At 72.2% G+C, this 13,316-nt stretch carries 12 protein-coding genes and 5 tRNA genes; 13 read left to right on the forward strand and 4 right to left on the reverse strand.

Annotation, left to right across the window (positions count from 1 at the left end; genetic code table 11):
* Positions 1 to 125: 125 nt before the first annotated feature.
* The 3 genes from ACWDZ4_RS11450 (at position 126) to ACWDZ4_RS11460 (ending at position 2,407) form a co-directional block, all read left to right on the forward strand.
* Positions 126 to 521 (forward strand): hypothetical protein, encoded by a 396-nt coding sequence (locus ACWDZ4_RS11450; RefSeq protein ID WP_451508165.1) that lies wholly within the window; start codon positions 126 to 128, stop codon positions 519 to 521.
* 261 nt (positions 522 to 782) lie between these two features.
* The gene (locus tag ACWDZ4_RS11455; protein WP_451508166.1) at positions 783 to 1,550 is read left to right on the forward strand and encodes a DsbA family protein; all 768 of its coding nucleotides are present in this window, start codon (positions 783 to 785) and stop codon (positions 1,548 to 1,550) included.
* Positions 1,547 to 2,407: a cytochrome c biogenesis CcdA family protein gene (locus ACWDZ4_RS11460; protein WP_451508167.1), complete on the forward strand. Its 861-nt coding sequence runs from the start codon at positions 1,547 to 1,549 to the stop codon at positions 2,405 to 2,407. The genes ACWDZ4_RS11455 and ACWDZ4_RS11460 overlap by 4 nt, the downstream gene beginning before the upstream one ends.
* A 37-nt stretch (positions 2,408 to 2,444) precedes the next feature.
* On the opposite strand, the gene ACWDZ4_RS11465 is transcribed toward ACWDZ4_RS11460, so the two are convergent.
* The 4 genes from ACWDZ4_RS11465 to ACWDZ4_RS11480 all read right to left on the reverse strand — a co-directional run bounded on the left by ACWDZ4_RS11465 (position 2,445) and on the right by ACWDZ4_RS11480 (position 4,428).
* Positions 2,445 to 2,521 (reverse strand) — tRNA-Phe (locus ACWDZ4_RS11465).
* Between the two features lie 22 nt (positions 2,522 to 2,543).
* Positions 2,544 to 2,618: transfer RNA gene (locus ACWDZ4_RS11470), tRNA-Asp, on the reverse strand.
* A gap of 39 nt (positions 2,619 to 2,657) precedes the next feature.
* A tRNA-Glu gene (locus ACWDZ4_RS11475) sits at positions 2,658 to 2,730 on the reverse strand.
* A 204-nt stretch (positions 2,731 to 2,934) separates the two neighbouring features.
* Positions 2,935 to 4,428 (reverse strand): metallophosphoesterase family protein, encoded by a 1,494-nt coding sequence (locus ACWDZ4_RS11480; RefSeq protein WP_451508168.1) that lies wholly within the window; start codon positions 4,426 to 4,428, stop codon positions 2,935 to 2,937.
* Between the two features lie 86 nt (positions 4,429 to 4,514).
* On the opposite strand from ACWDZ4_RS11480, the gene ACWDZ4_RS11485 reads away from it, so the two are divergent.
* From ACWDZ4_RS11485 to ACWDZ4_RS11530, 10 genes are all read left to right on the forward strand, one after another.
* Positions 4,515 to 4,877 carry a metallopeptidase family protein gene (locus ACWDZ4_RS11485; protein WP_218058192.1) on the forward strand — a complete coding sequence of 121 codons (363 nt, stop codon included), beginning with the start codon at positions 4,515 to 4,517 and terminating at the stop codon, positions 4,875 to 4,877.
* 86 nt (positions 4,878 to 4,963) lie between these two features.
* Positions 4,964 to 5,383, forward strand: a complete 420-nt coding sequence (locus tag ACWDZ4_RS11490) for a fluoride efflux transporter FluC (RefSeq protein ID WP_451508198.1) — start codon at positions 4,964 to 4,966, stop codon at positions 5,381 to 5,383.
* On the forward strand, positions 5,380 to 5,742 hold the full coding sequence (locus tag ACWDZ4_RS11495) for a fluoride efflux transporter FluC (protein ID WP_451508169.1): 363 nt from the start codon (positions 5,380 to 5,382) through the stop codon (positions 5,740 to 5,742). Before ACWDZ4_RS11490 ends, ACWDZ4_RS11495 begins: the two co-directional genes overlap by 4 nt.
* Before the next feature lie 257 nt (positions 5,743 to 5,999).
* The gene (locus ACWDZ4_RS11500) at positions 6,000 to 6,572 is read left to right on the forward strand and encodes a hypothetical protein (RefSeq protein WP_451508170.1); all 573 of its coding nucleotides are present in this window, start codon (positions 6,000 to 6,002) and stop codon (positions 6,570 to 6,572) included.
* Between the two features lie 226 nt (positions 6,573 to 6,798).
* Entirely contained in the window at positions 6,799 to 9,042 is a 2,244-nt protein-coding gene (locus ACWDZ4_RS11505) for a DEAD/DEAH box helicase (protein WP_451508171.1), read from the forward strand.
* Positions 9,043 to 9,314: 272 nt separating this feature from the next.
* Entirely contained in the window at positions 9,315 to 12,365 is a 3,051-nt protein-coding gene (locus ACWDZ4_RS11510; RefSeq protein WP_451508172.1) for an FG-GAP repeat domain-containing protein, read from the forward strand.
* A gap of 87 nt (positions 12,366 to 12,452) precedes the next feature.
* Positions 12,453 to 12,525: transfer RNA gene (locus tag ACWDZ4_RS11515), tRNA-Lys, on the forward strand.
* A 139-nt stretch (positions 12,526 to 12,664) separates the two neighbouring features.
* The gene (locus ACWDZ4_RS11520; protein ID WP_451508173.1) at positions 12,665 to 12,865 is read left to right on the forward strand and encodes a DUF5988 family protein; all 201 of its coding nucleotides are present in this window, start codon (positions 12,665 to 12,667) and stop codon (positions 12,863 to 12,865) included.
* A 148-nt stretch (positions 12,866 to 13,013) separates the two neighbouring features.
* On the forward strand, positions 13,014 to 13,127 hold the full coding sequence (locus tag ACWDZ4_RS11525) for a phosphotransferase-like protein (RefSeq protein WP_451508174.1): 114 nt from the start codon (positions 13,014 to 13,016) through the stop codon (positions 13,125 to 13,127).
* 15 nt (positions 13,128 to 13,142) lie between these two features.
* Positions 13,143 to 13,216, forward strand: a tRNA-Met gene (locus ACWDZ4_RS11530).
* Positions 13,217 to 13,316: the final 100 nt, after the last annotated feature.

The raw sequence follows: 13,316 nt of genomic DNA on the forward strand, positions 1-13,316 counted from the left end.
TGACTCAGGATCTCACCCGCCGGATGCGACTGGCGAACCGATTTCGGCCGGGGCGGGCGCGGGTGCGGGTGCGCGGGAGCCTTTACGCTTGGCGGGACACCCCCCGGACAGGAGATTCCGAGCCAATGCCCCAGGTCAGCCGTCGGTGCCGCGGCGCGGCGACGGCGAGCACGCTGCCGGGGACGTTGCTGGCGCCGGCCGCGCTGCTCCTGTGTACGGACACGACGGGCAGGACCCCGGGCGGGGCCCCCGCCCCTGCTTCTGCCTCCGTTTCCGCGCCCGGCTCCGCCGATGAGCGGGAGCCCGGCTGCCGTGAGCGGCACCGGGACGGCGCGGGAAGCGCACCGGTCACGCCGCCGCGCAAGGGGGCGGCGTACGAGCTGCTGCCCGCCCTGTACGACGCCGGGGCCGGGGCCGGTTCGTGGGGCGCCGACGGACCGGCCCCGCGGCCGGCGAGCGGCCACCGGCCGCCGTCGCCGGACCCGCCGTCGCCCATAGACCTCTCGATCCTGCGGGTCTAGCCGGACGGCCCTGCGGGGCCTTCCCCTGCCCGCCCCTTCCCGTACCGGGGCAGACCTCAGCCCCCTGGACCTCGGACGCCTTTCGGGCGTGTCCTCAAGCGCCGGGCGGTCGGCCATCTCAAGCCCGTCCGGCGCTTGAGGGCCGGGGCCGGGGCGGCAGGGGAACAGCTCCGCCGGGTCCGCCGCGCTCCGATCCACGCCCCCCCGCCTCCCCGTTTCCGCATTCCGCATTCCGCATTCCGTCAGGAGTACCGAACGCCCATGACCTCCTCCCGTAACCGCCACCGTTCCAAGCCCGTCGCCATCGGCGCGGCCGTCGCCGCCGCGGCCGTCCTGCTCGGCGTCGTCTCGTACACCGCCACCAAGCCCGACGGGCGCGACTCCGCCGCGACGGCCGAGGTCTCCGCCGACCCGCAGGCCGGCGTCTACTCCGAGCTCGCGAAGCTCGCCCGCCACGACGCCGGGGACACGCTCGCGCAGGGCAGGACGGACGCGCCCGTCGTGCTCATCGAGTACGCCGACTTCAAGTGCGGCTACTGCGGAAAGTTCGCCCGCGACACCGAGCCCGCCCTGGTGAAGAAGTACGTCGACAACGGCACCCTGCGCATCGAGTGGCGCAACTTCCCGATCTTCGGCAAGGAGTCGGACGCGGCGGCCCGCGCCGCGTGGGCGGCCGGGCAGCAGGGCCGCTTCTGGCAGTTCCACGCGGCCGCGTACGCCGACGGGGCCAAGGAGAAGGGCTTCGGGGACGCCGGGCTGAAGGCGCTGGCCGAGGAGGCCGGGGTCAAGGACATCGCCCGCTTCACCCGGGACACCGGCAGCGAAGCCGCCGCGGAGGCCGTGAAGAAGGACCAGGAGGAGGCGTACCGGCTGGGCGCCACCTCCACGCCGTCGTTCCTCGTCAACGGCCGGCCGATCGCCGGCGCCCAGCCCGCCGGGACCTTCACCGAGGCGATCGAGGCGGCGGCGGAGGCGGCGAAGACCCGGAGGACGGGGAAGACGGGGAAGACGGACGAGGCGGCGAAGTGAACGCCGACATCGGATATCTGGCCGCCTTCCTCGGCGGCCTGCTCGCCCTGCTCAGCCCGTGCAGCGCGCTGCTGCTCCCCGCCTTCTTCGCGTACTCGATCGACTCGGCGTCACGGCTGATGGCCAGGACCGGCATCTTCTACGCCGGACTGGCCACCACCCTGGTACCGCTGGGCGCGGCCGGCTCGTACGCCGGGCGGCTCTTCTACGGGCACCGCGACCAGCTCGTCCTCGCCGGCGGCTGGCTGATCATCGCCCTCGGCCTCGCGCAGATCCTCGGCATGGGCTTCGCCTCACGCCGTATCGCCTCCCTCTCCGGGCGGATCAGGCCCACGACGGCCGTCTCGGTGTACGCGCTGGGAGCCGTCTACGGGCTCGCCGGTTTCTGCGCGGGCCCCGTCCTCGGCAGCGTCCTCACGGTCGCGGCCGTCAGCGGCAGCCCGGTGTACGGCGGACTGCTGCTGGCCGTCTACGCGCTGGGCATGGCCGTGCCGCTGTTCCTGCTCGCCCTGGGCTGGGAGCGCTTCGAGCTGGGCAGGCGGCGGTGGCTGCGCGGGCGGGCGTTGCGGGCGGGGCGCTTCGAGCTGCACACCACGTCACTGCTGTCCGGGTTCTTCTTCGTCGCGCTGGGCACGCTCTTCCTCGTGTTCGACGGGACGACGGCGCTGCCCGGACTGCTGGACGTGGACGACTCGTTCGCCGTCGAGCAGTGGGTGGGCGGGCTCGGCGAGGCGGTGCCCGACGCGGTGCTGCTGGGCGGGGTGGTGGCGGTGGTCGGAGTGGTGCTCGCCCTGCGCGCCCGGCACCGCAAGGTCCCGGCAGAGGTCCCGGCGAAGGCTCCGGTGAAGGAGGGATGACACGAAAGGCCCCGTCCGGTGGACGGGGCCTTCGAAGTGGTGGCTGGGGCCGGGATCGAACCGGCGACCTATCGCTTTTCAGGCGATCGCTCGTACCAACTGAGCTACCCAGCCACTCGGATCTTTCGATCCGCAGCGGTCCTGACGGGATTTGAACCCGCGGCCTCCACCTTGACAGGGTGGCGAGCACTCCAAACTGCTCCACAGGACCAAGCATGGTGCGAGAACAAGTCTCGCACACTGTTGTGCGTGCCCCCAACGGGATTCGAACCCGTGCTACCGCCTTGAAAGGGCGGCGTCCTGGGCCACTAGACGATGAGGGCAAAACAGCTAGTGCTGCTGCTTCTGCGTCTGTCGTCCCAGGGGACGTGAGAAGCATGTGACTCCGCTTCCCCTCGAGAGGTTCCGCTTCTCCTTCGACCTTTTGGGTCTCAGAACGGTCAAGCCCTGACCGGCGCCCTTGGGCACGTCGGAGACTGTACTACGGCGTTTCGGTGTCAGCCAAACCGAATAGGCGAAGGGGTCGCTCAGGGCTGGTTCTCCTTCGGCAGATGGCGGCTGACCTCGGCCGTCGTCAGGCCCAGGCCGCCCAGCGTGATCTCGTCCCAGGCCTGCAGCCGCCTGGTCGTACGGTCCAGGTAGAGCACCGACGCCCGTACCTTCTCCGGCTTCTCGTTCTGGAGCGCGCGCAGGCCGCCGCCGCCCGTCGAGCCCTCGATCTTCAGGCGGGTGCCCTGGTCGAGGACCTCGTTCTTGCGGTTGTGGATGTGTCCTGCCAGGACGAGCGGGACCGTGCCGTCCGTCTCGCGGGCCGCCACCGGGTTGTGCGCCACCGCGATGTCGACGGGCGTGCCGGCGCGCTTCTGGTCGCGCAGGGCCGAGGCGAGGCGGATGCCCGCCATGCGTTCGGCCGGATCGCCCTGTGGCTCGGCCGAGCGGTCCGGGGTGAACTGCGGGTCGCCCGTGCCCGCGATCCGCAGCCCCGCCACCGTCACCGCCCTGCCCTCGTCGAGGACGTGCACGCCCTCGAGCCGTTCGAGGTAGCGCTGGGTGGCGGCCGAGTCGTGGTTGCCGCGGACCCAGACGTACGGGGCGCCGAGGTCGGAGATCGGGTCGAGGAAGCCGTTCTCGGCGGCGGTGCCGTGGTCCATGGTGTCGCCGGAGTCGATGATCACGTCGATGTCGTACTGCTCGACGAGCGAGCCGATGATGTGCCACGACGCCGGGTTGAGATGGATGTCCGAGACGTGCAGCACGCGCATCGTGGCCGGGTCCGGCTGGTAGGTCGGGAGGGTCGACGTGGCGTCGTACAGCTTCGTCACATTGGTGACGAGCCGCGCCAGTTCCTTCTGGTAGACGTCGAACTCGCTGACGATGCTGCGCGCGTTGCCGACCACGGAGGGCGCGGAGGAGAGGAGCCCGGAGAACCTGGGCTCCAGCACCGACTTCGGGTTCCAGGTGACGTACGCGCTGATGCCCGACACCGTCAGCAGGGCGAGCGCGAGGCCGCCCGCCGCCAGGGCGCGGCGCGGGCGCCGGTAGACGGCCAGGCCGAGGGCGGTGGCGCCCGACACGACGGCGACGCAGGAGCGCACGGCCAGTTCGGTGGCGCCGTCGGCGACGTCCTCGGCGATCTCCTCCTGGAGGCCGGAGAGGCGTTCGGGGTGCTCGACGAGGGCCTGGGAGCGGACCGGGTCGAGCTGGTCGACGTCCACGTCGAGGCGGACGGGGGCGGTGTGGGTGTCGAGTTCGAGGGCGCCGAGAGGGGAGACGTTGATCTTCGTGCCGCCGGCGGCGGACGCGCGCAGCGTCATGGTCGCGTCCACCGGGCCGACCGGCGTACGGACGCTGCCGACGATCAGCAGGCCGAGCCAGGCACCGCAGAGGACCACCGCGGTGAGGCCGAGCAGCCGCGCATAGGGATGCGGGGTGTGTACGAGGGTGCTGGTGGGGGCGGTGTGGCGGGAGCGGTAGTGGCGTTGCAGCCGGGTGAGCACGGCACGAAAAGGAGCGCGGGCCATTGCTGCCGTATGCCCATGTGGGCGGCGGCCCATGCCCGCGGGCGCCCACCCCCGCCCGTCGGGCGGAATTACGTGACAATGGCCAGGTGCTGGAGATGACGCGTGAGGAGTTCGAGGAACTGGTCGCCGAGGCGCTGGACAGGATCCCGCCGGAGCTGACGCGGCTGATGGACAATGTCGCGGTGTTCGTGGAGGACGAGCCGTCGGCGGACCACCCGGATCACGAACCGGATCTGCTCGGGCTGTACGAGGGGACTCCCTTGACGGACCGTGGCGAGTGGTACGCCGGGGTGCTGCCGGACCGGATCACGATCTTCCGGGGGCCGACGCTGCGGATGTGCGAGTCCCGGGAGGACGTCGTCGCGGAGACGGAGATCACCGTCGTCCACGAGGTGGCGCACCACTTCGGGATCGACGACGAGAGGCTGCACGCGCTGGGGTACGGGTGAGCCGCGCGAACGGCTCTGGCAGCGCGAACGGTTCCGACGGCGCGACCGGCTCCGTCGGCGCGATCGACCCGGACGTCGACCTCCATGTGCCCGCGCACCGCGCCGAGACCGCCGGGAGCGGCAGGTGGCGGGTGCTCGCGGCGGTCTCGGCGGGCGGCGTGCTGGGGGCGCTGGCCCGGTACGGGGCGGGGGCGGTGTGGCCCGGGAGCGTATGGACGACCTTCGGCGTCAATGTGGTGGGGTGCGCGCTGATCGGGGTGCTGATGGTGCTGGTGAGCGAGCAGGGGCGGGGGCACGCGCTGGTCCGGCCGTTCCTGGGGGCCGGTGTGCTGGGCGGCTTCACGACCTTCTCGACGTACGCCCTGGATGTGGCCCGGCTGCTGGACCGGGGCGACGCGCTCACCGCGCTGGGGTACGCCGCCGGGACGTTCGCGGGGGCGCTCGGCGCGGTGTGGGCGGCGGTGGCGGTGACGCGGGCGGCCGTGGGGCGGGCGGCGGGCGCATGACCTGGCTGCTGGTGGCGGCCGGGGCCGCGGTCGGGGCGCCGCTGCGGTACCTGACGGACCGCGCGGTGCAGGGGCGGCACGATTCGGTGTTCCCGTGGGGGACGCTCGTGGTCAACGCGGGGGCGAGCCTGGTGCTGGGGGTGCTGGCGGGGGCGCTGGTGTCCTCGGGGACGTACGCGCTGCTCGGGACCGGGCTGTGCGGGGCCCTTTCGACGTACTCGACTTTCAGCTACGAGACGCTGCGGCTGGCGGAGCGCGGCTGGACGTTCCTGGCGGCGGCGAACGCGGGGGTGTCGCTGCTGGTGGGCCTCGGTGCGGTCTTTCTGGGATTCGATCTCGCGCGGGGGCTGCTGGGGTGACGGCCCGTGGGGCCCCTGTCGCTCGTGGGCGGTGTGCGGGCGGTGTGCGGGCGGTGCGGCTCGTCTCGCGCGGCTCCTGCCCGCCCTTCGCCTGTCGCTCCTTGCGTGTCCCTTGCGGGACAAAGGGAGTTGGGCAGTGAAATCCCGCTCGCCGTGCCCCGGAGGTGCCGCCCGTGCGCCAGTTGCCCCAGCCTGTCCGATTGGCCCCGGCCCGATTGGCCGCTGTCGTGCTCGTGGCCGCGGCGTCCGCCGGCTGCATGAGCGTGAGCGACGAGGGAGGCGAGCCGGCGCCCTCCCGCCCGACGGCCCGGCAGGGCGCGGCGGCGGAGCCCGACGGGGTGAAGGCGAGGGTCGGAGCGGGAACCGGTCGCACCGACGGGCAGACGGTGTCCAGCCGCGACGGCGGCAAGGACGGCAAGGGTGGGAAGGACGGCAAGGACGGCAAGGACGGCAAGGGCGGCAAGGGCGAGAAGGCGGGCGACGACGGCAAGGCCGGGGATGGCGCCCCGGCGGGCCCCCGTTCGTCGCCGGGCGCCTCCGCCGCACCGTCGAAGAGCGGCCAGGCCCCGCCCCGGAAGGGCGGCGCCCGGCCGAAGCCGCGCCCCGGCGCGCCGACGCCGACGGAGACCACGCAGGCACCGACGCGCCCGGCCGAGCCTCCCGAGCCGCCGCCGGCGTCGGAGCCGCCCCCCGTGACGCCGTCCGAGCCGGAGCCGAGCACGCCGCCGCCCTCGGCGTCGCCGGCGGCCGACACGCAGACCGTGGCGATGGGGGAGCGGCGCGAAATGGAGCGCGAGCCGGTGGCATCACCGCAGGTCGGGCCGGTGTAGGGGGGCCGGTTTGCCATAACGGGGGGAGGGTGCGTATGGTTATAGATCGTTTGACCCCATTGCCCGGCGCCGTTGAGTTCTCGTAAAGAACGAGGACCTTGAGCGCCCCGTGGCGCGTACTCTCCCTTACCGTGACTGACCGCACTGAGGCGGTCGATTTGCGATTGATTTGCGATTTCACGGAGTTTGGGCGCGTGCCGAGACTCCGAGAGGTTTCGCATTCCGCATGTCCATTTCCAGCACTGACCGCACCGCCATGCCCGAGAACGAGACGGCCGTAGAGGCCGCCGACGTCATCGAGGCCACCGAGATCGACCAGATCGCCGAGAACGACGACGCGATCGAGAACGTCGAGACGGTCGAGGCCGACGCCGAGGCCACTGAGCCCGCCGAGCCCACCGTGACCTTCGCCACCCTGGGCCTGCCCGACGGCGTCGTCCGCAAGCTCACGCAGAACGGTGTCACCGCGCCCTTCCCGATCCAGGCCGCGACCATCCCGGACGCCCTGGCCGGCAAGGACATCCTCGGCCGTGGCCGCACCGGCTCCGGCAAGACCCTCTCCTTCGGTCTGCCGACCCTGGCCACGCTGGCCGGCGGTCACACCGAGAAGAAGAAGCCCCGCGCGATCATCCTCACCCCGACGCGTGAGCTCGCGATGCAGGTCGCGGACGCGCTGCAGCCGTACGGCGACGTGCTCGGCCTGAAGATGAAGGTCGTCTGCGGCGGTACGTCCATGAGCAACCAGATCTACGCCCTGGAGCGCGGTGTCGACGTCCTCGTCGCCACCCCGGGCCGTCTGCGCGACCTCATCAACCGCGGCGCCTGCTCGCTCGCCAACGTCCAGGTCGCCGTGCTCGACGAGGCCGACCAGATGTCCGACCTGGGCTTCCTGCCCGAGGTCACCGAGCTGCTCGACCAGATCCCCGGCGGCGGCCAGCGCATGCTCTTCTCCGCCACCATGGAGAACGAGATCAGCACGCTGGTCAAGCGCTACCTGACCAACCCGGTCACCCACGAGGTCGACAGCGCCCAGGGCAATGTCTCGACCATGACCCACCACGTCCTCGTCGTGAAGCCGAAGGACAAGGCGCCGGTCACGGCCGCGATCGCCGCCCGCAAGGGCCGCACGATCATCTTCGTCCGCACCCAGCTGGGCGCGGACCGCATCGCCGAGCAGCTCCAGGACTCGGGCGTCAAGGCCGACGCGCTGCACGGCGGCATGACGCAGGGCGCCCGTACGCGCGTCCTCGAGGACTTCAAGAAGGGCTACGTCAACGCCCTGGTCGCCACCGACGTCGCCGCTCGCGGCATCCACGTCGACGGCATCGACCTGGTCCTGAACGTGGACCCGGCCGGTGACCACAAGGACTACCTGCACCGCTCGGGCCGTACCGCCCGTGCCGGCAAGTCCGGTGTCGTCGTCTCCCTGTCGCTGCCGCACCAGCGCCGCCAGATCTTCCGTCTGATGGAGGACGCGGGCGTCGACGCCTCGCGTCACATCGTCGGCGGAGCGGGCGCGTTCGAGCCGGAGGTCGCCGAGATCACCGGCGCCCGTTCGCTGACCGAGGTCCAGGCCGACTCCGCGAGCAACGCCGCCAAGCAGGCGGAGCGCGAGGCCAAGGAGCTCACCCGCGAGCTGGAGCGTGTCCAGCGCCGTGCGACCGAGCTGCGCGAGGAGGCCGACCGTCTGGTCGCCCGTGCGGCGCGCGAGCGCGGCGAGGACCCGGACGAGGCCGTGGCGGAGGCGGCGAAGGCCGCCGAGGCCGAGCTGGCCGCGGCCGAGACCGCTGCTGCTGCCGCTGTCGTGGCCCAGGCGGCGGAGCGCCGCGACGACCGTGGCAACTTCCAGCGCCGTGACGACCGTGGCGGTGACCGCGGCGGCTTCCGCGGCGGCGACCGCGGTGGTGACCGCGGCGGATTCCAGCGCCGTGACGACCGGGGTGGCGAGCGTGGCGGGTTCCAGCGCCGCGACGACCGTCCGGCCGGTGGTGGCGACCGTGGTGGCCGTCCGTTCGAGCGCCGTGACGACAACCGTGGTGGCGGCTTCCGCCGCGACGACAACCGTGGTGGCGGCGAGCGCGGTGGCTTCCAGCGCCGCGACGACCGTCCGGCCGGTGGTGGCGACCGTGGTGGCCGTCCGTTCGAGCGCCGTGACGACAACCGTGGCGGTGGCTTCCGCCGCGACAACGACCGCCGTGACGACAACCGTGGTGGCGGCGAGCGTGGCGGCTTCCAGCGCCGCGACGACCGTCCGGCCACCGGTGGCGGCTTCCGCGCCGGCGGCGCCGACCGTCCGTTCAACCGCGACCGCCGTGACGACCGTCCGGCCGGCGGCGGCTTCCGCGCCGGCGGCCACGACCGCCCGCAGGGCCGTCGTGACGACCACCGCGGCGGCGGCAGCACCGGCACCGGCACGGCGACCGGCTCGTTCGGCCGCCGTGACGACAAGCCGCGCTGGAAGCGCAGCTGATAGCTGATCAGCTCGGCGGCGTACTCCGCCGACCTGCGAAAGCGGGCCCGTTCTTCACGAACGGGCCCGCTTTTCTTTCCCCTTCCCCCACATACGTGACTGCTGTTACGATCCGCCCACTTGCATGGGAGCACTGCCGGGGGGCGTGGCTCGATTCGATTCGCCGACGGTGCGCGCACAGCCGCCGTCGCTTCCCCATGCCTTCTTCAGGCTCCCGGGGAGGGACCCGAGTGACACGTCATGCCCTTGTACGCGGCACGATCGCCGCAGTCATGGGAGTAGGACTGACCGCCGCTCTGACACCGCTGCAAGCAGCCGTGGCGGACGGCGGGGCGCAACAGGCTCAAGAGGTCCTGATTCCGCCGGAATTCCGCACAACCGTCCGGGACGCGACCTTGCAGGGGCCCATCGTCGGTGGCGCCGATGGCACCGGCCGGCAGGGTGTGTTCCACACCGAGGAGGGCCGGAGCGGCAGGCTGTGGACACGTTTCGCGGACGGCGAGACGTTTCCGGTCGGCACCCACGAGAACGGCGCTCCTGGCTCTGCCACTGGAAGTGACGTACTGGCCTTCGGCAAGGGGAACGGCGACGTCGAGCTTCGGGACGCGGCAGACGGTTCGGTCCGTACGATCACTGTCCCCGAAGGCCAGAGGTACTGCGGAACGTTCGGCTCGACCGCCCTGACCGCCGAGACAGTCCTGAACAGCGACGGTACGCGCACGACCTCGCTGCATCTGCTTTCGCCGGGCCCCGGGGGCGTGACCCGTGATGTGCGCATCACCGGACTGCCCGAGGGCACAGAGTTCCGTTCGCCCGCCACAGGTGACGACACCTCCATCGTCCTGAGAGCGGATGTCGGCGGCTCCCAGCGGCTGATCCTCGTCGACAAGCCGACGGGTGTCGTGAGCGGGGTGACCCCGCCGCTGGGAGCAGGGTTGTGGAGCCCCGAGCTGGCGCCCGGCCGCCTCACCCTCTACAACGCGGCCGAACTCACCGTGTCGTCCGTTCCCCGTAACGACATCTCGGCCACCCCGACGGTGCTGAAGCTGGGGACGGCGCTGTCCAGCCCCACGACCGGCTGGGCGGTTGTCGGCGAATGGCTCGTCCACGTGTCCGCCACGTCCCTGGCGCTGGAGGCGGTACCGCTCGCCGGCGGCCCGTCGATCACGCTCCTGAGGAGCACCGACAGGCGCGTGCTGGCGGGACCGGACGGCACGGCGGTGACGGTCGGCGGCTACCAGGCCGACGACTGGGGTATCCGTCGTGTGACGACCGGTCCGGACGGCAGGCCGCAGGTGGCGCTGGTCAAGAAGCTGCCGCCCGTGCCCGCCACCGTGGAAGGGCTGGCTCTCGCCCAGGGGCGCCTCGGCTTCATCGACAACAGCACCGGCACGAAGCGGGACTACGGCCGCACGCTCAGTGCCACCGGCACTCCAACTCACGGAGAGCGTGCCCGGCTCACCGGCCACGGCTACGACGTGCCCCCGTGCGCGGACGACGACGTGGCGTGCGGCGCGCTGCACGGCACGGGCGACGGGCGGTTCGCGCGCCTGGAGCGGGACAACGCCGAGCGCGACCTCGTACGTGTCGACGGGCCGCGGGACGACGACCACATCACGCTCGCGGTCCCCGAGGGCGGGGAGATCACCTCCGTCACCCGCGAGCACCTGATCCACACGTCGAAGGCCGCCAAGAAGCAGACCGTCTACCGTCTCTCCGACGGCGAGACGGTCCTCCAGCGCGCCCCCGGCGCCGCCTCCGTGTGGGCGGGGCGGCTGTGGACCGCGGGCGCGGAGAAGGGCGTACTCACCGCCCTGGACATCGCCACCCGGAAGACCACCGAGACGGCCGCCACCGGCGCCGGCTGCGTTCCGGAGGAGTTGCAGGCGGTCGGCCGCTGGCTGTACTGGAGCTGCCCCTCGGGCGGTCCCGCCGGGGTGTACGACCGTACGGCGAAGAAGTCCGTGTCCGTGCCTTCGGGCGAGACGCTGCTCGGTGACGGATGGGTCGTCACGCACGACAAGGCCGCAGGCAAGCTCGTCCTCACGGCGGTGGACACCGGGCAGGCCCGCAGCCGTACCGTCGGCGAGCTGCCCGGCACGGGGGTCTCGCAGCGGCACGTGCGGTGGACCGTCGACCGCTTCGGCGGGAACGCCGCGTACGTGGACGGCCAGGAGCAGACGCACCTGATCCCGTCCGGTGTCCTCGGACAGCCCATGACCGCCGCCGGAACGCCGGAGGACCGCCCGGAGATCACTCCGCGCGCCTTCGACGCCGTACCCCGGGACGTCACCACCACCCCGCTGTCCAAGCCGGCCGCGTCCTGGACGCTGACGCTGCGCGACAGGGCCACCGGCAGGACCGTCGACACGGTGCGGGGCGGGGCCGCGCGTGAGCTGCTCACCGCCCACTGGCACGGCATGGTCCGGGACGTGCCGGGCGATGTCCCCTTCCCGAACGGCACCTACGCCTGGACGCTGTCCGCCGTACCGGCGGACGGCAACGGTCCCGCGCTGCGGCGGACCGGGACCGTCAGGCTGCGGGAGGCGGGACCGGTGCGCCACGACTTCGCCCTGGGCGACGCCATCGGCGACCTGCTGACGCTCAACAGCTCCGGCTCCTTCACCTTCCAGCACGGAACGGCGGGAGGAAAGTTCTCCGGCAGGACGTCGGGCAGCGGCTGGCCGGTGTCGGCGTACGCCGTGCCGTTCGGTGACGTGAACGGCGACCGGTGCAACGACGTGCTGGTGCGGCAGCCGTCGGGCGAGCTGCGTGCGTACAGGCCCCGCTGCGGGAAGGCGCTGACGCCGTCGGCCGCGTACACCTCGATCGGGACGGGCTGGGGGCAGTACGACGTGCTGACCTCCCCCGGCGACATGAACGGTGACGGCCGTACGGACCTGGTGGCGCGTCAGGCGTCGACGGGAGACGTGTACTTCTACGCGGGCGTGGCCGGCGGGAAGTTCAAGGCCAAGGTGCGGATCGGTGCGAACTGGAGGACGTACGGGCGGATCGCCGGGGTCGGCGACATCACCGGCGACGGCAGGGCGGATCTGCTCGGGCACGACAGGTCGGGCGGGCTGTGGCGCTACGACGGTACGGGGAACGGCACGTTCAAGGGGCGGGTCCAGGTCTTCAAGGACTGGGGCCGGTCGTACAACGCCATCGTCGGCGTCGGTGACCTGAACGGTGACGGCAAGGCGGACATCGTCGAACGCGACTCCGCCGGGAAGCTGTTCCGCAACGACGGCGACGGCCGCGGCTCCTTCGGCGGCCGCACGCAGATCGCCACCGGCTGGCAGAACTACAAGGGCCTGTTCTAGGGTCCGGGCAGACCGCGACGGGCCCGGCAACCGATACCCGATCGGCTGCCGGGCCCGCTGCGGCTATGCTCGGGGGTGACTCGCCGAGGGCCGTTAGCTCAATTGGCAGAGCAGCGGACTTTTAATCCGTTGGTTGTGGGTTCGAGTCCCACACGGCCTACCGCCCCAGGCGGCCGGGAATCCCCGGCCGACCCGCACGTCAGCGCCCCGCCGGGCTCGTCCCGGCCGGGGCGCTTTCGCGTCTTCGGCCCCGGGCTCCTCCGCGTGCGCGCCGGCCCGTGCGTAGGAACACTGGGGGCATGACGGACAAGGCACTTCTCGAAGGCGGCCCGGACGATCTGCGCGGGCGGATCGTCCCGATCACTCCTCCCGGGCAGGAACTGAAGATTCCGCACCGCGGCGGATACGAGCACTTCAAGGTCACGACGAGGCACCAGGACAGCGACGAAGGACGGCTGACCGTCTACGAGTGGTGGGAACGGACGGAGACCGCCGAGTAGCGCCGCCGGGCAACGGCCACCGCCCGGACGGGCGTTGGGCGCGGCCGTTGCGGTGACGCCGTAACAGCTGGCGACCTGGGCGGCCTTCGGGGCCGCCTCGCGGGACCGCGCGGACCGCCCCCGACGGGCTCGGCGTGGTGGGGGCCGGGTGCGGTGCGGGAGCGCTGTCGCCACCGGGCGCGAGGTGACGCGCGGGGGCCGGGTGCCGGGGATGGCGGCGGCGCAGGCGTACGTGGTCGGAGCCGGTCCCCGAATGGCGTAGAGTTGAGTTCAACGACGCGGGGTGGAGCAGCTCGGTAGCTCGCTGGGCTCATAACCCAGAGGTCGCAGGTTCAAATCCTGTCCCCGCTACTGAAGAAGAAGACGAAGGTCCGGATCTCGGAAGAGATCCGGACCTTCGTCGTTTCCGGCTCGCGCCGGGCGTCGCCGTCCCCCGGTCGGCTGCCCCCGG

This window comes from Streptomyces sp. NPDC003016, from assembly GCF_053591455.1.